Origin of the sequence: Halotia branconii CENA392, from assembly GCF_029953635.1 — a bacterium.
Taxonomy (GTDB): Bacteria; Cyanobacteriota; Cyanobacteriia; order Cyanobacteriales; family Nostocaceae; genus Halotia; species Halotia branconii.
The window spans coordinates 1,180,584-1,203,520 of the sequence record NZ_CP124543.1 but is presented as its reverse complement, the minus strand read 5'-3'; the positions used below and the strand labels follow the sequence as shown (position 1 = coordinate 1,203,520).

19 protein-coding genes and 1 pseudogene are annotated in these 22,937 nt (G+C 41.3%); 6 read left to right on the top strand and 14 right to left on the bottom strand.

Annotation, left to right across the window (positions count from 1 at the left end):
• Positions 1–252: 252 nt before the first annotated feature.
• Both QI031_RS05435 and QI031_RS05430 read left to right on the top strand, forming a co-directional pair.
• The gene (locus QI031_RS05435) at positions 253–378 is read left to right on the top strand and encodes a photosystem II protein Y (protein ID WP_281484188.1); all 126 of its coding nucleotides are present in this window, start codon (positions 253–255) and stop codon (positions 376–378) included.
• Between the two features lie 458 nt (positions 379–836).
• Complete coding sequence (locus QI031_RS05430; RefSeq protein WP_281484187.1) at positions 837–2,087, top strand: bifunctional folylpolyglutamate synthase/dihydrofolate synthase; 1,251 nt, start codon at positions 837–839, stop codon at positions 2,085–2,087.
• Between the two features lie 102 nt (positions 2,088–2,189).
• Here QI031_RS05430 and QI031_RS05425 read toward each other — a convergent pair whose 3' ends face one another.
• A complete protein-coding gene (locus QI031_RS05425) occupies positions 2,190–2,651 on the bottom strand; it encodes a hypothetical protein (RefSeq protein ID WP_281484186.1) in 462 nt (153 codons plus the stop codon).
• A 93-nt stretch (positions 2,652–2,744) separates the two neighbouring features.
• Positions 2,745–3,992 (bottom strand): anhydro-N-acetylmuramic acid kinase, encoded by a 1,248-nt coding sequence (locus QI031_RS05420; protein WP_281484185.1) that lies wholly within the window; start codon positions 3,990–3,992, stop codon positions 2,745–2,747.
• 414 nt (positions 3,993–4,406) lie between these two features.
• On the opposite strand from QI031_RS05420, the gene QI031_RS05415 reads away from it, so the two are divergent.
• Positions 4,407–5,183 (top strand): Npun_F0296 family exosortase-dependent surface protein, encoded by a 777-nt coding sequence (locus tag QI031_RS05415; protein WP_281484184.1) that lies wholly within the window; start codon positions 4,407–4,409, stop codon positions 5,181–5,183.
• A gap of 128 nt (positions 5,184–5,311) precedes the next feature.
• On the opposite strand, the pseudogene QI031_RS05410 reads toward QI031_RS05415, so the two are convergent.
• The 7 genes and pseudogenes from QI031_RS05410 to QI031_RS05380 all read right to left on the bottom strand — a co-directional run.
• Positions 5,312–5,542, bottom strand: a pseudogene (locus QI031_RS05410) (adenine nucleotide alpha hydrolase family protein); the annotation flags it as partial.
• 114 nt (positions 5,543–5,656) lie between these two features.
• On the bottom strand, positions 5,657–5,845 hold the full coding sequence (locus QI031_RS05405) for a hypothetical protein (protein ID WP_281484183.1): 189 nt from the start codon (positions 5,843–5,845) through the stop codon (positions 5,657–5,659).
• Between the two features lie 71 nt (positions 5,846–5,916).
• Positions 5,917–6,516, bottom strand: a complete 600-nt coding sequence (gene kdpC / locus QI031_RS05400; protein ID WP_281484182.1) for a K(+)-transporting ATPase subunit C — start codon at positions 6,514–6,516, stop codon at positions 5,917–5,919.
• A gap of 152 nt (positions 6,517–6,668) precedes the next feature.
• On the bottom strand, positions 6,669–8,771 hold the full coding sequence (gene kdpB, locus QI031_RS05395; protein WP_281484181.1) for a potassium-transporting ATPase subunit KdpB: 2,103 nt from the start codon (positions 8,769–8,771) through the stop codon (positions 6,669–6,671).
• Positions 8,772–8,839: 68 nt separating this feature from the next.
• Entirely contained in the window at positions 8,840–10,525 is a 1,686-nt protein-coding gene (gene kdpA, locus QI031_RS05390) for a potassium-transporting ATPase subunit KdpA (RefSeq protein WP_281484180.1), read from the bottom strand.
• A gap of 771 nt (positions 10,526–11,296) precedes the next feature.
• Positions 11,297–12,070 (bottom strand): hypothetical protein, encoded by a 774-nt coding sequence (locus QI031_RS05385; protein ID WP_281484179.1) that lies wholly within the window; start codon positions 12,068–12,070, stop codon positions 11,297–11,299.
• Positions 12,071–12,245: 175 nt separating this feature from the next.
• Complete coding sequence (locus QI031_RS05380) at positions 12,246–12,653, bottom strand: hypothetical protein (protein WP_281484178.1); 408 nt, start codon at positions 12,651–12,653, stop codon at positions 12,246–12,248.
• A gap of 252 nt (positions 12,654–12,905) precedes the next feature.
• Between QI031_RS05380 and QI031_RS05375 the strand changes: the two genes are divergently transcribed.
• Entirely contained in the window at positions 12,906–14,252 is a 1,347-nt protein-coding gene (locus QI031_RS05375) for an NAD(P)/FAD-dependent oxidoreductase (protein ID WP_281484177.1), read from the top strand.
• A gap of 329 nt (positions 14,253–14,581) precedes the next feature.
• Here QI031_RS05375 and QI031_RS05370 read toward each other — a convergent pair whose 3' ends face one another.
• Together QI031_RS05370 and QI031_RS05365 are read right to left on the bottom strand one after the other, a co-directional pair.
• Positions 14,582–14,791: a hypothetical protein gene (locus QI031_RS05370; RefSeq protein ID WP_281484176.1), complete on the bottom strand. Its 210-nt coding sequence runs from the start codon at positions 14,789–14,791 to the stop codon at positions 14,582–14,584.
• 76 nt (positions 14,792–14,867) lie between these two features.
• Positions 14,868–16,259, bottom strand: coding sequence for a malic enzyme-like NAD(P)-binding protein (locus QI031_RS05365; RefSeq protein ID WP_281484175.1), 1,392 nt, complete (start codon positions 16,257–16,259; stop codon positions 14,868–14,870).
• A gap of 436 nt (positions 16,260–16,695) precedes the next feature.
• Between QI031_RS05365 and ilvA the strand changes: the two genes are divergently transcribed.
• A complete protein-coding gene (gene ilvA, locus QI031_RS05360; RefSeq protein WP_281484174.1) occupies positions 16,696–18,207 on the top strand; it encodes a threonine ammonia-lyase, biosynthetic in 1,512 nt (503 codons plus the stop codon).
• Here the strand turns inward: ilvA and QI031_RS05355 are convergent.
• A complete protein-coding gene (locus QI031_RS05355) occupies positions 18,204–19,166 on the bottom strand; it encodes a 50S ribosomal protein L11 methyltransferase (protein ID WP_281484173.1) in 963 nt (320 codons plus the stop codon). The genes ilvA and QI031_RS05355 overlap by 4 nt on opposite strands.
• Positions 19,167–19,606: 440 nt before the next feature.
• Between QI031_RS05355 and QI031_RS05350 the strand changes: the two genes are divergently transcribed.
• Entirely contained in the window at positions 19,607–20,758 is a 1,152-nt protein-coding gene (locus tag QI031_RS05350; RefSeq protein ID WP_281484172.1) for a protein kinase domain-containing protein, read from the top strand.
• A 64-nt stretch (positions 20,759–20,822) separates the two neighbouring features.
• Here QI031_RS05350 and QI031_RS05345 read toward each other — a convergent pair whose 3' ends face one another.
• The gene (locus tag QI031_RS05345) at positions 20,823–21,104 is read right to left on the bottom strand and encodes an element excision factor XisI family protein (RefSeq protein ID WP_281485938.1); all 282 of its coding nucleotides are present in this window, start codon (positions 21,102–21,104) and stop codon (positions 20,823–20,825) included.
• A gap of 346 nt (positions 21,105–21,450) precedes the next feature.
• Entirely contained in the window at positions 21,451–22,884 is a 1,434-nt protein-coding gene (gene gndA / locus QI031_RS05340; protein ID WP_281484171.1) for an NADP-dependent phosphogluconate dehydrogenase, read from the bottom strand.
• Positions 22,885–22,937: the final 53 nt, after the last annotated feature.

Below are 22,937 nucleotides of genomic sequence, written 5' to 3'. Positions count from 1 at the left end.
ATAACTACTGATTTTTGACTAGGGCTTCGCCTTTTAAGGAAGAGGGAAAGATATTTTTGACTTGTGACCTCGTTTTTTTGTCCAAGCCAGGAAAAGTCTTCCTTCTGACTTCGTTGTTGACCAGTAACTATTGATCAATATTTTAAACATTCTTTACACATAAATTTGGAAAAATTGCCCACTTCAGCTAAAAATAAAAATGAGAGTAGTTGACAAAACTTTAATTTTTACTAAAACAGAGGGGTTCTAGATATGGATATCGATTTTCGTGTAGCAGTCGTTTTAGCACCAATTGCTATTGCTGCTGGTTGGGCTGTGTTTAATATTGGCGCTGCTGCTTTAAGACAAGTTCAAGGCTTTTTGGACAGAGAAGCCTAAATCATAGTTAAAATAATCAATATTCAACCGACTGTTTATTTTTACAAAGGCAGTCGGTTTTATTAATATGGGGCATGGGGCATAGGGCATGGGGTATAGGGAAGAAAAGGAATTGGGGACAAGGAGAATTTGAGAATTGGGAAAAGAAATGCCTCCCGCAGTCGCTCCACTTGGTGAGGCAGCCCGCAGAAAGTTGTTCCAACAAAGAGGAGCCAGCGCTGAAGACGGGTTTCCCGTCGCAGGCGACTGGCGTTGGACTGCCGTTAGCGTAGCGATAGCGAGCTTGCGAGCGTCACCTGGAGGGGGAGACCCCAAGACCCACAAGGGGTGCGGCAGTCGCTCCTGGGGGAAACCTCCAAGACCGCGCTGCCTTACCGCGCTGCTCTCCTTGTCTCCCCATCCCTTTGTATCCTTGTCTCCCCCTGCTCCCTTGTCCTTTTGTCCCTGCCTTTTTGTCTGTGGATATCAATTCTTTACTACAACCCTTTCAACGCTTCGGTGTCCATCTAGGACTCTCACGCATTGTCAAATTGTTAGCAAATCTTGGCAATCCTCATCACCAAGTTCCGGTGATTCATGTTGCTGGTACTAATGGCAAAGGTTCTGTTTGTGCTTATCTTTCTTCGGTGCTAACTGAGGCTGGTTATCGTACAGGGCGCTATACTTCTCCTCATTTAGTTGATTGGACGGAACGTATCTGCTGCAATGAACAGCCAATTTCCTCTGAAGAATTAAGCGAAATATTACAACAAGTCCAAGCCGCGATTAGTCTTGATGATGAGTATCCAACTCAATTTGAAGTAATTACTGCCGCAGCTTGGTTATATTTTGCTCAACAGCAAGTTGATGTAGCAGTGATAGAAGTTGGATTGGGAGGACGCTTGGATGCTACTAATGTCTGTTCCCATCCTTTAGTGACGATTATTACTTCTATTAGTCTTGAACATTGGCAGCAACTAGGCCCTACTATTGCCGATATTGCTAGAGAAAAAGCAGGTATTCTCAAACCCGGATGTATGACTGTAGTTGGTTCATTGCCACCAGATGCCCAAAAAGTTGTGCGATCGCGCGTTCAAGAATTACAATGTCCAATGATCACACCTCAACCTGCTCGTCTAATAGCATCAGGATGGGCAGAATATCAAACCATTGAAAATTCACAATTCATTAAATACCCACTACCGCTACAAGGACAAATTCAGCTAACTAATTCAGCTTTAGCTTTAGCTGCTTTAGAAGTTCTTCAAAAACAGGGTTGGCAAATTCCCGAAGTTGCCATTGTCAGTGGTATGGCTAAAACTAAATGGCCGGGTCGAATGCAATGGACTAATTGGAGAAACCATAAATTATTAATTGATGGCGCTCATAATCCAGCCGCAGCCCAAGCGTTGCGAAATTATGTAGATAGCTTAAATCCTCAAAGCTTAACTTGGATTATCGGTATGCTTTCTACTAAAGAACATGCTGATATTTTTAAAGTTTTACTGCGGTCAAATGAACAATTATATTTAGTACCAGTACCAGATCATAGTTCGGCTGATCCAATTGAATTAGCAAAGTTAGCCAGCGATATTTGTCCAGAACTAAATTTTTGCAGTCCATATCCAGATTTATTATCAGCACTGGAATCAGCTTTTAATTTGACAGATAATTTAGTTATTTTATGTGGTTCTCTTTATTTAGTAGGAAATTTTTTAAGCACAAAATAAACATTTTTGCGATCATATTCGCTTGTAACCTCAGTTCTTTTGATTGAAAAAAATAAGGATACAAGCCCCTTCCTAAAAAGTTTTGCGGAGAGTTCTTAATTTTTAATTTTTAATTCCCCGTAGGGGTTGACGCTCTAGACTGGCTTCGATTGTATCAGTTAATAAATGACCTGCCATTACGCCACTACTGAGATAATATACATCATCTGAGATGCGATGCATGGTTTCAAAGCCACTACGACGTTGACGATCGCCCAGCACCCAATAACGCTGCACAATGGTATCTAAACCAATCCAGCCTTCGCCTTCAACCTGACCCAAAAGATTATGCTGAAGTAAAAAGGTATACTGACGCGCTCCTTCATGCAAACGTCCTTTGTATTGCAGCGAAATTTCAGAGCGATCGCTACCTGGAAATATCAACTTTGTAGCCATAGTAAACCAGTCATCTCGATTCCAAGCAACCAAGGTCATACCCTTTACGTTGATTGGCATACCATGACGCTCTAGCCAACTTCCCTGTATTGTCCAGCGTCCTGGTTCTAATAAAAAAGTGTGAGCCACTTCTTGATTCCTTGTCTTGATCGAGTACAGCCAAGACTTAAAGATATATTTGAAATGTCAAAATGTCAGGCGGTAATATAAGTACTGTGTAAATTAATTAACAAAACTTGGATGGATTTCTCCCAAAAGCATTTCTTGAGGTGCGCCAGTAGCAGCAGGTAGATTTCCAGGAAGACCCAATTGCCGCCAATAAGCTAAAACTGCAAAGGCGATCGCTTCTTTGAAATCTGCATTCAAGCCGACTTCATCTGTAGTCAAAACTGGTATGGATGGTAATAATAACTGTAATCTTTGTTGTAAATACAGGTTGCGACTACCGCCCCCACATAGTAGTACCCGCTGCGGCATTTGCGGTAAAAAAGTTTGATAGCTGTGAGCAATTGAAGCTACTGTAAGTTCTGTGAGCGTTGCTAATATGTCAGCTGGGCTGAGTTGATATGCTTTGGCATCTTGTAAACACTGATGCAGATAAGCCACACCAAATAATTCTCTACCAGTAGACTTAGGCGGTGGTAAATGAAAGTAATCTTGACTGAGCCATTGTTCTACCAATGGATTACAGGGAGTGCCACTGGCTGCCCATTCACCGCTTTCATCATAGGTTTTAGCACCAGCAGTTAAATGATGCACTGCTAAATCCAACAAACTATTAGCTGGGCCAGTATCCCAACCGCGAATTTTAACAAGCCAGTCATCACGACGAGGGGGAATATAAGCCACGTTCCCGATTCCCCCCAAATTTTGTACACAGCGTCCCTCTTGAGGATGACTGAGTAAAAAAGCATCTACTCTAGGCACTAAAGGTGCGCCATGTCCACCAACTGCAATATCAGCAGCACGAAAATTGCTCACAGTAGTAATCCCCGTAAGATGAGCAATTAAGTCACCGCGACCAAGTTGCAGACTGTAACCCAAGTCAGCGCTAAATTTCCCCTCTGCTTTTCTGCTTTTCTGGTTACTGAGCGTAGTCGAAGTATGCTCCTCTGCTTCCCCTGCTTTCTTCGGTGGTCGGTGGTAGACAGTTTGACCGTGGGAACCAATTAAACTAGCGCTTTGGTGATTGAGTTGAATATTTTGGGCAGCTTGAGCAAAGGTACAAGCGATCGCATCATCTAATTCTGCCAATTCTGGCATTGAAATAGCTTCTCCAGCGCCAACTGCCAAGATTTTTTCTTTCAACTCAGCAGGATAAGAATATGTTTTTCCTGCTAGCAGTTCAATTTTCAGATCTAACTCTGTACCAGAAATCTCTATCAATGCAGCATCTATACCGTCTACAGATGTGCCACTGATTAAACCGATAACGCGTATGGGAGCAGTAGTTTGTCCAACTGGGTGCATAAACAGAGACTTTTTTGTGTCTTGCAATGGTTAGTTTAATTTATGCTACTGTTGGTGTCAAAAAATAAACCTGTGACTTTATCGACTCTGTATCAAATAGTAACAAATTCTGAGTAGTTTTCGTCTTCCAGTGCCTTTATTGTTCATGCATTTTTCATTTAGCTGTTGACTAAAATACATTATTTTTAAAGACAAAACATGATTTGATAAGAATTTTACAATTATTCTGCAAAATAAATATTGCTTTTGTATATCTTTTAAGTAATAATACCATTTTAAAGTCATAAAGCTGCTTAAAGTATACCAAACTATGTCTGAAAGGTATTGCTAAAAATCTAGTAGTTACATCCTGTTTTTGAGTAAAAAATAGTTACAGAATCATTTATAGAAAGCCAATTACGGAAATTCAAAAAGATGTTTCTCAAAAAACTTGCTTGTGTTACTGCTCTTTCTGCATCTGCGATCGCTCCTTTTGCTTACACTGGTTCTGCCCACGCTATTAGCTTGAATTACACTTCTGGTGCTTACCGTACACCAGGTGTAACAAATGAAGGTGCGTTCTCTGAAAATGTCAACAATAGCGAATTTACAACTATTGATTTCAATAACATACAAAATTCGTTTAATGGTAATAGCCAAGTAGAATACACTTTTTCTCAAGGTAGCTATGCTACAAGCCCTGGAAGAACAGGCATTTTTAATGATCAATGGGCTCCTGCTGGCGCTAGTGGGGAAGTAAATAATAGCAATTATTTAGCAGTCTTTGACGGTAATTATGTAAGCATCAAAGCCAGAGGTGGTGGAATCTTCAATTATTTTGGTCTTGATGCAGGTGCTTTAAGCACTGGCAATACTTTTGAACTACTCAAGGGAGGGGTAACAATTGGCAAATGGGACTACAACCAGTTGAACGATATTGCTACGGTTGTGGGTATAAACATGAGCGATCAAAAAAATGGCTTCTTTGAATTTTTCTCCGACAGCTTGACTGACAACTTTGATGAAATCAGGCTTTCCCAAGTTGGAGGCGGTGGATTTGAAAGTGATAACCATACATTTCACCTTGGTACTGGTCAGTTTAACCCCGATCCTCAAGACATACCTGAACCTAGTGTTACTTTAGGGATGCTAGCTGTGGGTGGTATGTTCTTACGCCAACGCCGCAAACAAAAGCTGCAAAAAGCCAATTAATCTTCGTCTGAACTACCTTAGATTAGGCTAGAACAGAGAGATTATTTAGTTTAAAATAGGCATAATTATCTCTCCATGATACTTTTTAAGTGTCTGGAGATAATTTTTATTTATATAATGTCATAATCTCATTTTATAAAAGAAAATGGGGTTATCATCTTTTCACTAGCAATGAGATGTAAATCAATATTTTTAAGTAAGCGCACCAATTTTTGACTTGACGAATCCTTGAAAAAGATTTGCCAGGGCGATCGCTGACTTTCTCCAATTACAATCTGAGTAATGTGGTACTTTTTTGCAACTTGAGCGATCGCTTGGACTATATCATTATGATTAACTAGCAGAAAAGTTCCTGCAAATTATTGAAAGAGATCGCTTCTTCCAACATTTGGTATATTTTACCTATCCCTGGAGCCATAACAACAAAAGTTTTGCGTTTACCTCGTCGTGTTATATCATGTCCGCGTAACTAGTTATAATTCCCGCATCTGTGCAAAAACCAGGAAACCCTCTTTCCCCCTGCTCCTTGCTCCCTGGTTACTGAGCGTCTTGCCTTGAGCGCAGTCGAAAGGAGTCGAAGTATGCACCCCTGCGGTTTTAATAATAAGTCTTTTACCGAACACGATATTAGCTGCATAGAAAATAGAATCATTATTCTTCATGCCCAATGCCCAATGACGGCAGTGGCTCCCCAAGACCGCACTGCCTCCCCCATGCCCAAAGCCCCATATTATTAATTTTGTTGACGATTAATATCTTGTAAATCAAGGGCATAATTTAACCGCAGAACATTGACTCCTGGCTCGCCAAAAATCCATAAAAATCTTCCGTCAGTATACTTATTAACTAAAGGTACTATTTCATCTTGTTTGACTCCACGAGCGCTAGCAACTCGTTCTAATTGTTGCCATGCTGTTTTTAAGGAAATATGTGGATCTAATCCAGAGCCAGAAGTATAAATTAAATCTACTGAGGGTTGAATATTTTCTTCTTCAAATTTATTTGCTTGTTCAATAACTCGGTTTAATAGTTCTGGATTGCTGGGAGCGAGATTACTAGCACCAGAGATACCAGTTGGTCTAGCTTTTTTGCCTTGGCTATATCTCACTGTACTGGGACGACCATGAAAATATCGTTCAGATGTAAAACTCTGACCAATCAAAGTTGAACCAATCGGTTTAGCGTTGATATTTACCATGACGCTACCGTTAGCTTGAAAGGGAAAGGCAGCTTGACCTATTACTAGAATGGCGAGGGGATAAATGATTGCTGTCAGCAACCAAAGCACAAGAGTAATACGAATTGCTCTAAGAGTTTCACGAATAAAAGACATAAATAATTTTCTACTTGCTTTAAGAATAAGTTTTTGTTTACCAATATGGCAGTTAAGTTAATGAGCATTTAAGTAGGACTTAAGTCCTGACTACAAGCGAATCATTCTGGAAAAATGAATGACGATGAGCTTATTTGGGAAAATTTAATAATCTAAGCTAATCCCACAGCGGTAATTAGCATATCTATCAATTTAATAGCAATAAACGGTGCGATCGCTCCACCTAATCCATAAATTAAGATATTACGTTGCAGCAGTTGATTAGCTTTCAGAGGTTTAATTTGTACTCCTTTCAAAGCTAAGGGAATTAAAACAGGAATAATCAAAGCATTGTAAATCAGTGCCGAAAGTACACCAGAATTAGCACTGGTTAAATTCATAATATTTAGGCTTTGCAAATTAACAGCAGTAAATATCACTGGAATAATCGCAAAATACTTAGCAATATCATTAGTAATAGAAAATGTAGTTAATGCTCCACGAGTAATCAGTAATTGTTTGCCAATACTAACGATATCAATCAATTTTGTAGGATCAGAGTCTAAATCCACCATATTGGCTGCTTCTTTGGCAGCTTGAGTTCCTGTATTCATGACTAAACTCACATTTGCTTGTACTAGTGCGGGAGCATCGTTAGTACCGTCTCCTGTCATTGCAACCAGTTTGCCTTTTGCCTGTTCTTCTTGAATAACGCTAATTTTGTCTTCTGGTGTGGCTTCAGCAATAAACTCATCTACTCCTGCTTCGTTGGCAATCACCGCAGCGGTGATTCGGTTGTCTCCAGTTAACATAACTGTATGGACTCCCATTCGTCGTAACTGGTCAAAACGCTCGCGGATACCAGGTTTGACTACGTCTTTGAGATAAATAACACCGTAAATTTCGCTATCGAGACAGACTGCTAAGGGTGTTCCTCCTTGTCGGGAAACTTGTTCATAAGCTGCATCCAGTTCTGGAGTATCATCTCCGTTACGAGAACGCACAAAATCCTTGATTGCTCCTACTGCTCCCTTGCGGGCTTCCCGTCCACCGTACAAGTTTGTGCCACTCATACGTGTTTTGGAGGAAAATGCCACTCCTTCTGATTGGTTGGGATCAAAGTCAAATCGCGCCCCTAATCTTTGTGCCAATCGAACAATTGATTTGCCTTCGGGTGTGTCATCGAATACGCTAGCTGCCAAAGCAATATAAGCAACTTCTTCGATGGAGTGATTGTTAATTGGAATAAAATCTTCTGCCAAGCGGTTGCCGAGAGTAATTGTACCTGTTTTGTCGAGAATTAGGGTATTGACATCTCCACAAGCTTCTACTGCTCGTCCAGAGGTAGCAATGACGTTAAATTGGGCGACTCTATCCATGCCGGCAATACCGATGGCGCTGAGTAAACCGCTAATGGTTGTGGGAATCAGCGCTACTAATAGAGCAATCAAAATTGGTACACTGATAGGACTTTTGACATAGTAGGCAAATACAGGCAAAGTTGCGACAACAAATAGAAATACTAAGCTCAAAACTGCTAGTAAAACCGTCAAGGCAATTTCATTCGGTGTCTTCCTACGTTTTTTCCCTTCTAATAAGGCAATCATCCGGTCAATAAAGCCTTTACCTGGGTCAGCGGTGATGCGAATAATCAACTCGTCTGAGATAATTCGTGTACCACCAGTTACAGAACTGGCAATATCTGAGCCTGATTCTTTTAAGACTGGTGCTGATTCTCCGGTAATTGCCGATTCATCGACTGAAGCAACACCCATGATTACTTCCCCATCGGCAGGAATAATATCACCCGCTACTACATAGATATTGTCACCTTGTTGAAGGTTAGTCGAAGATACTTCAGTTATTGTGCCATCTGAGGCCAGTTTTTTGGCGATCGTCTCTGACTTAATTGACCGCAAAGCATTGGCTTGAGCTTTACCTCGCGCTTCCGCTAAAGCTTCGGCAAAATTAGCAAACCAAACAGTAAAGAATAAAATCCCCGTTAATAAGCCGTTAAAAAGTTGCGGGTTTTTCTGTTGGGTTAGGCCAAATAAGTTGGGATAAATCGTTACTGATAAGGTAATGAGTGTTCCTAGCCAAACCAAAAACATCACCGGATTTTTGATGGCATTCTTGGGATTGAGTTTAATAAAAGCATCCCTAATAGCTCTGAGGTAGATGCCTTTAGTATTAATCTTAGCTTTTTTGCGTGATTGGCGGCGATCGCCAGGACGAGAACGGAGTCTAGCTTTAGAGGTAGATGCAACGGGATTCATAATGAAAGCTGAAGTGTGGAGGATAAAGTATAAATTGTCAAGTCTAGTTTTTGAGCTTCATCCTTTTATTAGCTGCCAGAGGCGAGTTTAAAACCTTCGGCGATTGGGCCTAAAGCTAAAACGGGAAAGAAGGTCAACATCCCTAAAATGAGAACGACTCCAGCTGTAATAGTAGTAAACAGCAAAGAATCGGTTTTTAAAGTACTAGGAATTTCTAAAATTGTTGGTTTGCCAGATATACTATCTGCCAAGAGTAGGATGGCAATAATGGGGATATAGCGTCCTACCAAAATACTAAAACAGCTACTGAGATTCCACCAAAGGGTATTATTCGCTAATCCCTCTAAGCCAGAACCATTATTTGCTCCTGCTGAAGCATACTCATAAACTACTTGAGAAATACCGTGAAAGCCAGGATTAGTAATTCCAGATAAAGAGACAGGATAAGCTAAGGCGATCGCACTGGGAATTAAAATCACAATGGGGTGAATCAGCAGCACCACGCTAGCGAGGAGGATTTCTCGCTTTTGAATTTTGCGCCCTAAAAATTCTGGGGTGCGTCCCACCATCAACCCTGTAAGAAATACAGTGAGAATTAGATAGATGAATAGGTAAGCTGTCCCAGTTCCTTGACCTCCCCAAATCATCTGGATAAACAAGTTAGATAAAGTGGAAAATGTTCCTGATGGCATTAAAGAGTCATGCATCCCGTTGACAGCACCGCACATAGTAGCGGTAGTCATAACTGCCCAGAGTGCTGTTTGCGCCCAGCCAAATCTCACTTCTTTGCCTTCTAAGTTGGGTTGTTCTGATCCGAATATGGGATTGACTAAGGGATTTCCTTGTTGTTCTCCACCAGCTGCAACCCAAACCAGAATGACAAAAACCACAAACACCATCCAGAAAAGCAACCAAGCTTGTTTGATGTTTTTGGCGAATATACCGTAGGTATAAATCATGGCTGCTGGGATAGAAATCATGGCTATCATTTCTATTAAGTTAGAAGCACCATTGGGATTTTCAAAGGGATGTGCAGAGTTAACACCAAAAAAACCACCACCGTTTTCACCCAACATTTTGATCATCTCAAAGGATGCCACTGGGCCTCTAGCAATATATTGTGTTCCTCCCTCTAAGGTTTCCACAACCAAGGTTTCGCTTAAGGTTTGTGGTACACCTAATAAAACTAAGGCGATCGCGCCAATTACAGAAATCGGTAGTAAGATTCTAGTGATGGCACGAGTGAGATCAACGTAAAAATTACCCAGTTTGTTACTTGTTAATCCTCGAATAAAGGCAATTCCCACAGCTAAACCAGTTGCAGCTGAAGTGAACATCAAAAAACCTAAAGCGGCTACTTGGCTAAAATAACTTAAAGTTGTCTCGCCTGTGTAGTGTTGCTGGTCAGTGTTTGTCACAAATGAAACTACGGTATGTAATAGTGTATCCCAGGTAGGCGCACCAAAGCCGTTGGGATTCCAAGGTAATAATCTCTGAAAATAGATCAGTAAATATACTAAAATACCCATTAACAGGTTGCTGTACAGTATTGCCCGTACATACTGCCAACCCGTCATGTCATCTTTCCTATGGACACCTGCAAGGACGAACAAGCTCCGTTCTATAGGATTCATCAAAGGATCAAGGAGCGTCCTTTCTTCCAGGAAAACACGCGCCATGTATCTCCCTAAAATAGGAGTGATTGCGATCACGATACATAGAGTCAAGCCAATTTGTAAAAAACCTTGTGCCATTTAGTTTGCGCTCTATCCAAGTGCAGTTATAGAAAGCCGATTATTTAGATATAAGAATTAACTACTTGGCAATCTAATTGCCAGATATAGAAATCCAATTTAATTCCTGAATCATTCGTGGAGGTAAGGAACAGGGAACAGAGAATAAAGCGAAAAGTTAAGCCAGTCTCGTGGGCGGCTTTACCGACTTGAGAGAACTGGTGCTGTGCGTATCGGTTTCCGGGCGCAGAACTTTTCTTTGAAATGTACTGAGTTTTGTTCAAACATCAAATACTAATCCTATATTTAGCCCTGAATGTAATCGAGGCTTTAGCAATATCTCATATAAACCCAATTCATTTATCTGGATTTACCTGTTTCAGTCACTACTATTTTTTAGGTACTTTTTAAAGTTTCTGTCAAGAATGTTTAAATTTTACTCTTAGTCATCTATGTTGGATATTAATATTATTCGTTTATAGGAAAATTTTCTCGAAACTAACAATTTTTAACTACATCATTAAGTAGGATGTTTTGCTCCTACATATATAAATATAGTATCTTTTGATACATTTTATCTGTGTCCTTAATTTAAACTGAATTAGCCAAGGATTATATTGCATATTCAAAGTTTTGGGGAAAAATAGTTATAAGTTATGGGGCATGGGGCATAGGGAAGAAGGTTAAAGGGAAAGGGGGTAAGGGGAAATTGTTTTTTCATCCTTTTCCCCTCTTACAGTATTTTGCAAGTAAATGAAGTACATCCTTCCCCAACTTGAAATCTGCTGTCATTTATGCAGTCTTAAAAAATCTAATAATCTCGCGGACATGATCGAGAAATTGCCCATCGGTAGAAAGTTGGGCGATCGCATTTCTGGCTTCTCTGGCTAAACGTTCATGTTCAGCTTGATTCGTAGCCCTTAATTCTTCTAACTTAGCAGTAATTCGGGCTAGATCTTGGCGCGTTTCTTCGGCAAAGCGTTGTTGAGTGATAGGTAAAGAGTAGGGCTGTTCTGGATCTAGTTGTTCTGTTATTTGTTGGACTTTTTGCTCTAAGTCATAAAAGCGATTGCGGAGTTCAACAATATCTTCGCGGGGATATTTCCATTCTTGGCGAATCATCGTCAATCGCGCATATAAATACTCGTAAGCACGAATAGCTGGACGTAGGATAGTTAATAATAAAGCTGCACCGGAACTAATATATCCCACAGCACTAATACCAATGGCGGCGAGGGTATAAAGACCAACAGCAGAGAACAAGTGTAAAGCAATAGCCACCCACAGCGATCGCTTTGCTAAAACTGTGACATATTTGACTTGTTTCTCATCTACAGGAATACCCTTTTCAGTAGACTGTGCAGCCTCTGCTAAAACTTCTTTAGCCTGAAAATGTACATTCCACGGGACGGTAACAATTACTAGCAACCACCAAAAGCTAGCACCACCAATTACCCAGTCGAGGAAGTTGCCAGACGGTATATGCAACCATTGCAGCAGACCAAAAGCCACTAGTACTACTGTTACGATTCCTACAATGGAACTGATGAAAAAGTTGATGTACATCTTGTATCAATTCTCCAAAATAAGACTACATGTACAACTAATGAAACCCAAATTTAATTTGACTTTCTTAATTACGAATTACGAATTACGAATTAACAGCTATCACCTCAATCATGGCGACCCTTAGCAGTTATACGGAGATAGTTGTGATGGTTTTTCTAATTGCACATGTCAGTTATTCGATCAGATAACTACGCCAAGTAGGTACAGTAGCTTTACCATCCTGATCTGGAAGCAATAATCGCCAGGTTTTGCCTTCTTGCTGAATTTGGAGGAAAACTTCAAATGGTTGTTGCGGTTGCGTCAACTGTCTCTTCGGTAGCTTGACAATTAGATCGTAGGTTCCTCGGACACGAAAAGCTGGTAAATTTTGAATCGTCAGGGGCTTTTCTTGGGTAATTGAGAGATGCTTGATTTCAAATCCTTGAAAATCGAGATCTAGTTTTTGGTTCAGCTGCTGTTGAGTTTGCGATAGCCTCAGCGCGATCGCTTTTTGCACTAACTGGCTATTCGGTAACAGTCCAATACTGCCACAAGCTGTTAACAACACCAGTAAAATTGCCGTAAAAACGAGTCGCACCATGTTTTTTATCCACCACTCTCCAGCGATAGTATAACGGTAGACGCGTCAACCCCTTCGGGGAATTAAAAATTAAAAATTAAAAATTAAAAGTTAAATTCTTGCTAAAGGCAACCCACAACTGAGGGACAATAAATAACTTTGGCTACTTTTATTATTTTTCAATTGTTCTAAACAAACAGCAAACCATATCATAATGCTGTTACATCTTTGTTAAGAATAGTTACAACTTCTTAACACAAGGAAATATGTCTTATGGTAGCCTCACTTGAGAATAATGCACCACATCAGGTTGTGATCGTTGGTGGTGGCTTTGGTGGACTGTATACAGCAAAAGCTCTCAAGAAAGCAAATGTCAATGTTACTCTCATTGATAAACGTAACTTTCACCTATTTCAGCCGCTTTTATATCAAGTTGCCACAGGTACGCTATCACCTGCTGATATTTCTGCACCATTACGATCTGTATTCAGCAAAAGCAAGAATACAAAAGTGTTATTGGGAGAAGTAAATGATATTGATCCTAAGGCACAACAAGTTATTTTGGGTGATGAAGTAGTACCTTACGATACATTAATTGTCGCCACAGGTGTTAATCATTCCTATTTTGGTAAGGATAACTGGAAAAAATTTGCTCCTGGTTTGAAAACTGTTGAAGATGCCATAGAAATGCGTCGCCAGATATTTTCGGCATTTGAAGCAGCTGAAAAAGAAACTGACCCTGAAAAACGTCGTGCTTTGCTGACTTTTGTGATTGTGGGAGGTGGTCCGACCGGTGTAGAATTAGCAGGTGCGATCGCGGAATTGGCATACCAAACTCTCACAGAAGATTTCCGCAGCATTAACACCTCAGAAGCGAAAATTTTATTATTGCAAGGGGGCGATCGCATCCTCCCACACATTTCACCAGAATTATCAAAAGTAGCCGCAGAATCTTTGCAAAAGTTGGGTGTAGCTGTCCATACTAAAACCAGAGTGACAAATGTTGAAAATAACACCGTTACTTTCAAGCAAGGCGATGAATTGACAGAAATTACCTCAAAAACTATCTTGTGGGCAGCAGGTGTTCAAGGTTCGCCGATGGGGAAAGCCCTAGCAAAAAGTACAGGTGTAGAGTGCGATCGCTCTGGACGTGTGATTGTAGAACCAGACTTGTCTATCAAGGGTTATAAAAACATTTTTGTTGTGGGAGATTTAGGCAACTTTTCTCATCAAAATGGTAAACCCTTACCTGGTGTTGCGCCTGTAGCCAAACAACAAGGAGAGTATGTAGCTAAACTCATTCAACGCAGGCTTAAAGGTGATACTTTGCCACAATTTCGTTACAACGACATGGGTACTTTGGCCATGATTGGGCAAAATTTAGCTGTTGTAGATTTAGGTTTAGTTAAACTCAAAGGTTTCATTGCTTGGGCTTTTTGGCTAATAATTCACATTTACTTCTTAATCGAGTTTGACACTAAATTAGTAGTAGCAATTCAGTGGGGATGGAATTATATTACTCGTAATCGTCGCTCTAGATTGATTACAGGTCGAGAAGAGTTTGTAGGAATAAAAACTGTTAATAATATTGTGCAACAGCCTTCTAGTACACCCCTGTAACTTTTGTGTCAATATCATTATTAGTATTTCTTTGGCATTAAGCTGTTCAGCATTTAAAGTGGGGATTTTAGGCACTGAAACCATTGTCTGGCTTAGATCACTTCAGAAATTTAGATGCCGATCAGCTTAGTACATCTACAGCAGTAATACCTGAATCTGCTCGAACAATGCGGAAGCGATCGCCGTACTGATGCCTCAAGTTCGTGACATTGCTTGCAGCACCTCTGGATCATCATCAACAGTTAAAATTGTAGGTTTCGTCATAACTACTGTTACTCAACAATTGCAGTGAATTAGCCGTTATCTTCAAAAACTGGTTATCCCAAAATCTATTGTTCAACTAATTTTTTTAAACGAAAGTATGCCTCTTCTGGTGTCAGCGCTTCTGACTGATTTTCATTGGGGACATAAAATACCCAAGTATCGGGAAAGTAATGCACTACAAAACTTGGAATTAAACCTAGTGCTACTGCTTTTTTTCCGAGTTTTTCGGTTTGTTCTTCCAAGCTCAGTTGGTCATGAAAGGTGCGATCTGCCATAATTTTCCATCTCTGTATACAGCGAATGCCTAAACCCACTTACTTTTTTCTAGGTTTGTGGTTAGTAGTAAATGTCTTAACTTTGAGCAATACCTTCTTGACGCGCTGCTTGCTGCACAGCCGCAGCAACAGCGGTGACGACGCGCTCATCAAACACCGAAGGAATAATGTGTTCTCGATTCAAGTCCGAAGGTTTAACTAAAGAGGCGATCGCATTTGCAGCTTCTAAATACATGGTAGTGGTAATTGTCTGCGCCCGACAATCTAAAGCACCACGAAATACCCCAGGAAAAGCCAGGACGTTGTTAATTTGATTTGGGTAATCACTGCGTCCAGTAGCAATCACAGCAACATCTTTACTGACTAATTCTGGCTGAATTTCAGGAATGGGATTAGCCATAGCAAAAATAATTGGATCTTTAGCCATTGATTGCACCATTTCTAGTGTCAAGACTCCTGGTGCGCTCACACCAATAAAAACATCTGCTCCTTGCATCGCTCCTCCTAGAGTACCCTGAGCTTTGACGGCAAATTCTCGTTTCTCTTCTGTGAGGTCGGTACGACTGTTAGAGATAATACCTTTAGAGTCACACATCCAGATTTTTTCTGCTCCTGCTTTGCGGAGTAAGCGAGCGATCGCCACACCAGCAGCCCCAGCACCGTTGATTATGATGCGTATTTCTGCCATTGACTTGTGTACCAGTTTCAAGGCGTTAAACAAGGCCGCTAAAGTAACAATTGCTGTACCGTGTTGGTCATCATGAAAAACGGGTATATCTAATTCTTGCCGCAATTTTTGTTCAATTTCAAAGCAACGAGGCGCAGCAATATCTTCTAAATTCACCCCTCCAAATACTGGCGCGAGATTTTTTACTGTCCGGACAATTTCATCTGTATCTTGGGTAGCAAGACAAATAGGAAAAGCATCCAGCCCCGCAAATTCTTTAAACAGCATTGCTTTACCTTCCATAACTGGTAAAGCAGCAGCAGGGCCAAGATTACCCAATCCTAAGACGGCACTGCCATCGGTAACAATGGCAACGGTGTTTTGTTTAATGGTTAAGTTGTAAACTTCTTCTGGATCTTGAGCGATCGCGGTACAAATCCTACCAACTCCTGGGGTGTATGCCATTGCTAAATCGGAAACACTTTTTAAGGGGATTCTGCTAGCAATGCTAATTTTGCCACCACGATGCAAATTAAAGGTGCGATCGTAGACACTCAGCAGTTTAATGTTTGACAACGCTTTCACTGCTTGCACAATGGTTTCAGCGTGTTCAGTGCTAGCAGCATCAACAGTAATATCACGAATTGATTCTTGGCGGGTTTGCTCAATTAAATCAATTTGACCCAGATTACCACCGCTAGTTGCGATCGCTTGGGTTACTGACGCTAACATCCCTACACGATTGGGAATCTGCAAGCGCAACGTCAAACTAAAACTAGAATTGGGAGTTAGGTCTGCCATGTTGATTGAGGATTTTAAGTTTTAGATTTTATATTGAATTGCTAGGTAAAAATCTAGACAAAGGTTTAAATCTGAATATTTGCAGATATTAGCAACAAATATTAACGTAAACTTCCACTAAAGATTATAGCGGTCAAAAGAAGCAGGGAGCAGGGAGCAGGGAGCAAGAGGGAGAGGCTGGGACGGAGCTTGCTTGCCCCAGTTAAGCGCCCTGGAATGGCAAGGCTTCTTACCCATGCTGCGCTTCGCTCCGCGCAGAAGAGAAAGGCTTGCTCCCCCTGCTCCCTGCCCCTCTGCCTCTTCGGTATCCTATCCCTCCTTCCCTCTGCTCCTTGCCTCTTTTGGTCATTACTGCACGAATCTCAACTCTTAGCGATCGCCACAAAGAAACTGATAAAATCTTACTCCATCTGGCATTTGCTAACTCATTAATCCCATGTATTGTGACTACTTGGTACAAATCCTGACTGCCCGTGTGTATGATGTTGCCCAGGAAACACCACTAGAGTATGCCCCGAATCTTTCTGCAAGACTGAATAATCAGCTTCTACTGAAGCGAGAAGATATGCAGTCAGTATTTTCTTTTAAGTTACGTGGTGCTTATAACAAGATGGTGAACTTGCCACCTGATGTCTTGGCAGTGGGTGTTATTGCTGCATCTGCTGGCAACCATGCCCAAGGAGTTGCTCTGGCTGCTAATCGATTGGGAACACGGGCAATTATTGTGATGCCAGTAACGACACCCCAAGTTAAAGTGAATGCAGTGAAAACGCGAGGAGGAGAGGTAGTATTACATGGCAATACCTACGATGATGCATATACTTACGCTCGTGAACTAGAAAAAGAAAAAGGATTAACCTTTATTCATCCCTTTGATGATCCAGATGTGATTGCTGGACAGGGAACTATTGGCATGGAAATTTTGCGGCAATACCAGCAACCTATTCATGCCATCTTTGTCGCAATTGGTGGTGGTGGATTAATTTCTGGGATTGCAGCGTATGTGAAACGATTACGTCCAGAGATCAAGATTATTGGAGTAGAACCAGTAGATGCCGATGCGATGTATCAATCGCTGCAAGCTGGACATCGAGTAAGATTACCTCAAGTGGGTTTATTTGCCGATGGGGTAGCAGTGCGGGAAGTAGGCGAAGAAACCTTTCGTCTGTGCCAAAATTACGTAGACGAAATTATTTTGGTAGATACCGATGCTACCTGTGCTGCAATTAAAGACGTATTTGAAGATACGCGCTCAATTTTAGAACCTGCCGGTGCATTAGCGATCGCAGCTGCTAAGGTCTATTCAGAACGGGAAAAAATCCAGGGACAAACCTTAATTGCTGTTGCTTGCGGTGCTAACATGAACTTTGACCGCCTCCGCTTTGTAGCAGAACGAGCAGAGTTTGGTGAACGCCGTGAAGCTATTTTTGCAGTGGCAATTCCGGAAGAACGAGGTAGCCTGTGTAAGTTTTGCAAATGTATCGGCGATCGCAATTTAACTGAATTTAATTATCGCATTGCCGATCAACAAGAAGCCCATATTTTTGTGGGTGTGCAAATTCAAAACCGGGCTGATGCAGTCAAAATAGTAGATACTTTTGAGGGTTGCGGTTTTAAAACTATTGATTTGACAGATGATGAATTGACAAAATTACATCTGCGTCACATGGTTGGAGGACACTCTGTTTTAGCGCATAATGAGTTACTTTACCGTTTTGAGTTTCCCGAACGTCCTGGTGCGTTGATGAAATTTGTCGGTTCTATGAGTCCCAACTGGAATATTAGTATGTTCCACTATCGTAATAATGGAGCAGATTATGGGCGCATTGTTGTAGGAATGCAAGTACCACCCCACGAAATGGAAGAATGGCAAGCATTTCTAGATACCCTTGGCTATCGCTATTGGGATGAAAGCCAGAATATGGCATATAAGCTATTTTTGGGTTAACAGAGGCGATAAGCAAGTGCAACCCATTCATTGATTCGTTCACAATCGATCATCTCAAATCCTACATCTGTTAAAGCTGTAACCACATTTTCCTCATGGTCGCTGGTAAAACCAGCTGTAATTAATATTCCACCTGGACGCAGCGATCGCTTAAAATCATTGGCAAGGGCGATATGCACTCGTGCGAAAATATTCGCCACGATTAAGTCAAAAGTTGGCTGACTTTCAATTTTGGATACATGATTACTTGTAATTCCACCCATCCAATGCCCCAAATCACTGCCAACTCCTAAACTTCCTTCTATTACTTTTACTTGTTGCTCTACCTGATTTTGAACTACAGCATTTTGAGTTGCTTGTACAGCAATAGCGTCATTATCTAATGCTAAAACCGTTGCCCCTAGTTTGGCGATCGCTACACTCAAAATACCAGAACCCGATCCCAGGTCAAGAACATTCATTGTAGAAATAATGTAACGTTCAAGTAGTTGAAGAGCGAGAATCGTCGCTGGGTGTAAACCACTACCAAAAGCCAGACTGGTTTGCATTCTCAAGATTACTTCGTCTGTGGTTTGAGATTGGTAAGATGTATCAGGAGCAAGCACAACAAATCGTTTACCAATGCGGTGAATCAAAGGATTATGGATATCTGTGCCTGTTGATTTTGCCTCAATCACAGTTGTTTGAATCGTAGTCGCTAATCCTGTACGATGCAAAGGTGACAGCAAATTAACAATTTTTTCTATAGTTACCCGCGAATGCAGATCATAGGGAATGTGTAAGCGAATCGTAAATGTCCAAGGGGAGTGTGCTAAATCTTGTTTAGCTAATTTAGGTTGGCTTTGTTCAATATATTTTGTAATCTGAATATCATTGATATCAATAATTTCAGCCAGCAGCGTACAAACCCAATCAACAGCCTCATCTGTTGTATCAAGGCTCAATTCCATCAACGACATAAGCTTTTCCTTGGCTGTAGTAAGTAAGTCGGTGAAATAAAATTAAACTATGTGAACTCCCTTCGGGAGAGGGAACAGGGAACAGGCAATGGGCAACAGTTCGTCCGTTTGTTCCCTCTCCCCACCAATGGGTCTGAGTCCCCCACCTATAGGTGGAAAGTCGTATAGGGGGGGTAACAGCCCTCCGTCACAGACAGTCCCTGTTCCCTGTTACCCGTGAATAAAAGTAAATAAGGCTCAAACGCTTTCTCCCCCTGCTCCCTGCTCCCTTGCTTTATCCCTTTTTGGGTTGCCAGACTACTAGTAGTTGCATTTATAATTTTAATTTCGTGTGGAAATGAATCACTGGATTAAAACCGCAAAGCTAGATAATTAGCAAAAATCAATTCGTTTCTGCTGAGGACAAGGCACAATAAAGATAAGTAAGAGTGCCACCTTCCATGAGCTACTGCCTTAATCCCCGCTGTCTAAAACCAGAAAATCCCAATGATGTCAAGTTTTGCCTAACTTGTGGTTATAAGTTACTCCTAAAGGAACGCTACCGTGCTATCAAACCCATAGGACAAGGTGGTTTTGGCAGAACTTTTTTAGCAGTAGATGAGGATAAACCTTCTAAACCTCGCTGTGTAATCAAGCAATTTTATCCCCAAGCACAAGGCACTAACACAGTGCAGAAAGCCGTGGAGTTATTTAATCAAGAAGCGGTTCAATTAGATGAATTAGGCAGTCATCCCCAAATTCCAGAACTGCTAGCATATTTTACTCAAGATGATCGACAGTATCTTGTACAAGAATTTATTGATGGGCCAAATTTAGCCCAGGAATTAGGCCAAAATGGGGCTTTCAATGAAACGCAGATATGGCAGTTACTTAATGAGTTATTGCCTGTACTGCAATTTTGCCATCAGCGCCAAGTTATTCACCGCGATATTAAGCCAGAAAATATTATTTTACGTGGTAGCGATGCCTACGGTAAACATAAAGCCTTACACAGACTAGTTTTGGTAGATTTTGGTGCTTCTAAGTCTACAGCAGGTGCTGCTTCAAATAGAACTGGAACTAGTATTGGTAGTCCAGAATATGTTGCACCTGAACAAATTCGAGGTAGAGCTAGTTTTGCCAGCGATATTTACAGTTTGGGTGCTACTTGTATTAACCTATTAACTGGGCGATCGCCTTTCGATTCCTATGACACCAACAACGATAGCTGGATCTGGCAGCAATATCTCAAAACTCCTATCAGCAATAATTTGAGCCTTATTCTTCATAAGATGCTAGAAAGTATTCCAGCGCGACGCTACCAAACAATAGCAGAAGTTTTGCAAGACTTAAATCAACAATCATCAGCAGTTGCTACACCAGCTAAACCAGCACCCACTTTGCCGCCTACAGTTGTCAGTAAGACACCTAGCCAAGTTGATTTGGAATTAGAGGAATTAAAAACCCAATTTCTAGTCGGAGGTAAACCTCAACCAAATAAAGTTCAGCCATCAAATCCTCTATCTCAGCCTACTAGTAAAAGCAAGATAGATACAGAGTTAGAAGAAGTAAAAGCTAAATTTATGGGGAAGAATAATATACCAAATCAATGAGAAAGCGAAATATCAAAAGCCTTGAAAGATGAAATAAACCTCATAATGCTTTGTATTCACTTTTTCAAGCGATGGAAACAGTCCGCGAATCCGGTAGAAAAGCCAGCACCATATCACTCTCAGGGATACCTTTTTTAACTAAGTCCTGAGTAATTCCATATTCCATACCATCGTATTCAATGATTACTTGATCATTATCGATAATTACATAGATCAGGTTGCCACGCACCCACTTTCCTCTATTCCAACCAACCTGCATCAGAGAATAGCGATCGCGCATCTCGTCAAATATGGCATCTAAGGGAATGTTGCCGTGAGATGGGCGTAGTTTGGCGTAATCACTAATTATATCGTGTCCGGTTAAATATTGTCATTAAGACCGCGGGGGGCAGGGGGCAGGGAGCAGGGGTAAACAGGGTTTCATGCTTTTTGCATAGATGCGGGAATTATAACTAATTACGTGGACATGATATTACCTGTTTGACTATTTCTCGATAGGTCGTGATGGTATCCATTGGTTTACTTCCTTTTTCTCTAAATCTACAATAATCAGCTTTAATTGAATAAGAAGAGGCGAGAGGAAAACGGAAACTGTTTTAAGATTCTCAGTGTTTATTGTGATTTTGAAAAAAAAGTGACTCTAGTATCTAGAGTCACCTACAAATAGACTGAAAATTTAGAGGCGTGAGAGTTTATTTTTTCTTAGCCTCGTCAATGGGAACCCACTCGGTGTGGAAAGTTCCAGACTTGTCAAGACGCTGGTAAGTATGTGCGCCAAAGTAATCGCGTTGGGCTTGAGTGAGGTTTTGGGGCAAGCGATCGCGGCGATAGCTATCAAAATAATCTAAAGATGCACTAAATGCGGGTACTGGAATGCCCAGTGTTGCTGCTGTCGCTATGACTTCGCGCCAAGCTGTTTGTCTGTCGAGAATTGTTTGCTTAAATTCAGGCGCTAAAAGCAAGTTAGGTAATGCTGGATTTTCAGTAAAAGCCTTCTTAATCTTATTCAAGAAGCCAGCACGAATAATACAGCCACCTTTCCAAATCCGCGCCATTTCGCCCAGATCCAAATTCCAATTATATGTTTTTGAAGCTGTAGATAGCAGTGCCATCCCTTGAGCGTAAGAACAGATTTTTGAGCAATAAAGAGCATCGCGTACTTTATTGATAAAGTCCTTGGTTTGCCCGTCATACTTGCTATTAGGGCCTGTCAAAATCTTGGATGCTGCTACCCGTTCTTCTTTAATGGAAGATATAATCCGGGCATTCACTGCGGCTGTAATTGTAGGAATGGAAACTCCCAACTCTAATGCAGTTTGCACAGTCCAACGTCCGGTTCCCTTTTGACCTGCTGCGTCAACAATCAAATCGACTAAAGGTTTTTTTGTTTCCGGGTCAATGTAGGGGAAGATATTTGAGGTAATCTCAATCAAAAACGAATTGAGTTCATCGGTGGTGTTCCACTCGGTGAAGACTTCATGCAGCTGCTTAGGGTCAAGTCCAGCAACATTCTTTAGCAAGTCGTAGGCTTCAGCTATTAGCTGCATATCGCCATACTCAATGCCGTTGTGTACCATTTTGACGTAGTGACCAGAACCACCAGGGCCAATATAAGTTACACAAGGGCCATCATCGACTTGGGCAGCAATTTTGTTGAAAATTGGTGACAAGTACTCGTAAGAGCTTTGTGTACCTCCAGGCATCAGTGATGGGCCGTTCAGCGCCCCTTCTTCACCGCCACTGACACCCATACCAAGATACCGAAGTCCAGTCGGTTCTAATTCTTGAGTGCGTCGTTCCGTGTCTTCAAACCAAGAGTTACCACCGTCGATAATGATATCGCCTTCATTGAGCAAAGGTTTGAGTTGAGCAATCACCGCATCTACTGGTTTACCAGCTTGCACCATTACTAGGATTTTGCGGGGACGTTCCAATGCTGCGACAAATTCTTCTAAAGTAAAGGCGGCTTTGACGTTCCTTCCTGGCGCACGCTGCGCCATAAACGCGTCCGTTTTTTCGCGGGAGCGGTTGTAAACTGCAATTGGGAAGCCATTACGCTCAACATTAAGAGCGATGTTCTCACCCATAACGGCTAATCCAATCACACCAAAGCTTTGTAGTGTCATAAATTGTTTTGGCTAACTCTTGCAGATCCTTTTATCTTTAGGGTAGTCCGAGA

Coding starts and splice junctions, on each gene's coding strand:
- QI031_RS05435 (WP_281484188.1), top strand. CDS start 253: ATGGATATCGATTTTCGTGTAGCAGTCGTTTTAGCACCAATTGCTATT.
- QI031_RS05420 (WP_281484185.1), bottom strand. CDS start 3,992: ATGCACCCAGTTGGACAAACTACTGCTCCCATACGCGTTATCGGTTTA.
- QI031_RS05415 (WP_281484184.1), top strand. CDS start 4,407: ATGTTTCTCAAAAAACTTGCTTGTGTTACTGCTCTTTCTGCATCTGCG.
- QI031_RS05405 (WP_281484183.1), bottom strand. CDS start 5,845: ATGAAGAATAATGATTCTATTTTCTATGCAGCTAATATCGTGTTCGGT.
- kdpC (WP_281484182.1), bottom strand. CDS start 6,516: ATGTCTTTTATTCGTGAAACTCTTAGAGCAATTCGTATTACTCTTGTG.
- kdpB (WP_281484181.1), bottom strand. CDS start 8,771: ATGAATCCCGTTGCATCTACCTCTAAAGCTAGACTCCGTTCTCGTCCT.
- kdpA (WP_281484180.1), bottom strand. CDS start 10,525: ATGGCACAAGGTTTTTTACAAATTGGCTTGACTCTATGTATCGTGATC.
- QI031_RS05385 (WP_281484179.1), bottom strand. CDS start 12,070: ATGTACATCAACTTTTTCATCAGTTCCATTGTAGGAATCGTAACAGTA.
- QI031_RS05380 (WP_281484178.1), bottom strand. CDS start 12,653: ATGGTGCGACTCGTTTTTACGGCAATTTTACTGGTGTTGTTAACAGCT.
- QI031_RS05375 (WP_281484177.1), top strand. CDS start 12,906: ATGGTAGCCTCACTTGAGAATAATGCACCACATCAGGTTGTGATCGTT.
- QI031_RS05370 (WP_281484176.1), bottom strand. CDS start 14,791: ATGGCAGATCGCACCTTTCATGACCAACTGAGCTTGGAAGAACAAACC.
- QI031_RS05365 (WP_281484175.1), bottom strand. CDS start 16,259: ATGGCAGACCTAACTCCCAATTCTAGTTTTAGTTTGACGTTGCGCTTG.
- ilvA (WP_281484174.1), top strand. CDS start 16,696: ATGTATTGTGACTACTTGGTACAAATCCTGACTGCCCGTGTGTATGAT.
- QI031_RS05355 (WP_281484173.1), bottom strand. CDS start 19,166: ATGTCGTTGATGGAATTGAGCCTTGATACAACAGATGAGGCTGTTGAT.
- QI031_RS05350 (WP_281484172.1), top strand. CDS start 19,607: ATGAGCTACTGCCTTAATCCCCGCTGTCTAAAACCAGAAAATCCCAAT.
- gndA (WP_281484171.1), bottom strand. CDS start 22,884: ATGACACTACAAAGCTTTGGTGTGATTGGATTAGCCGTTATGGGTGAG.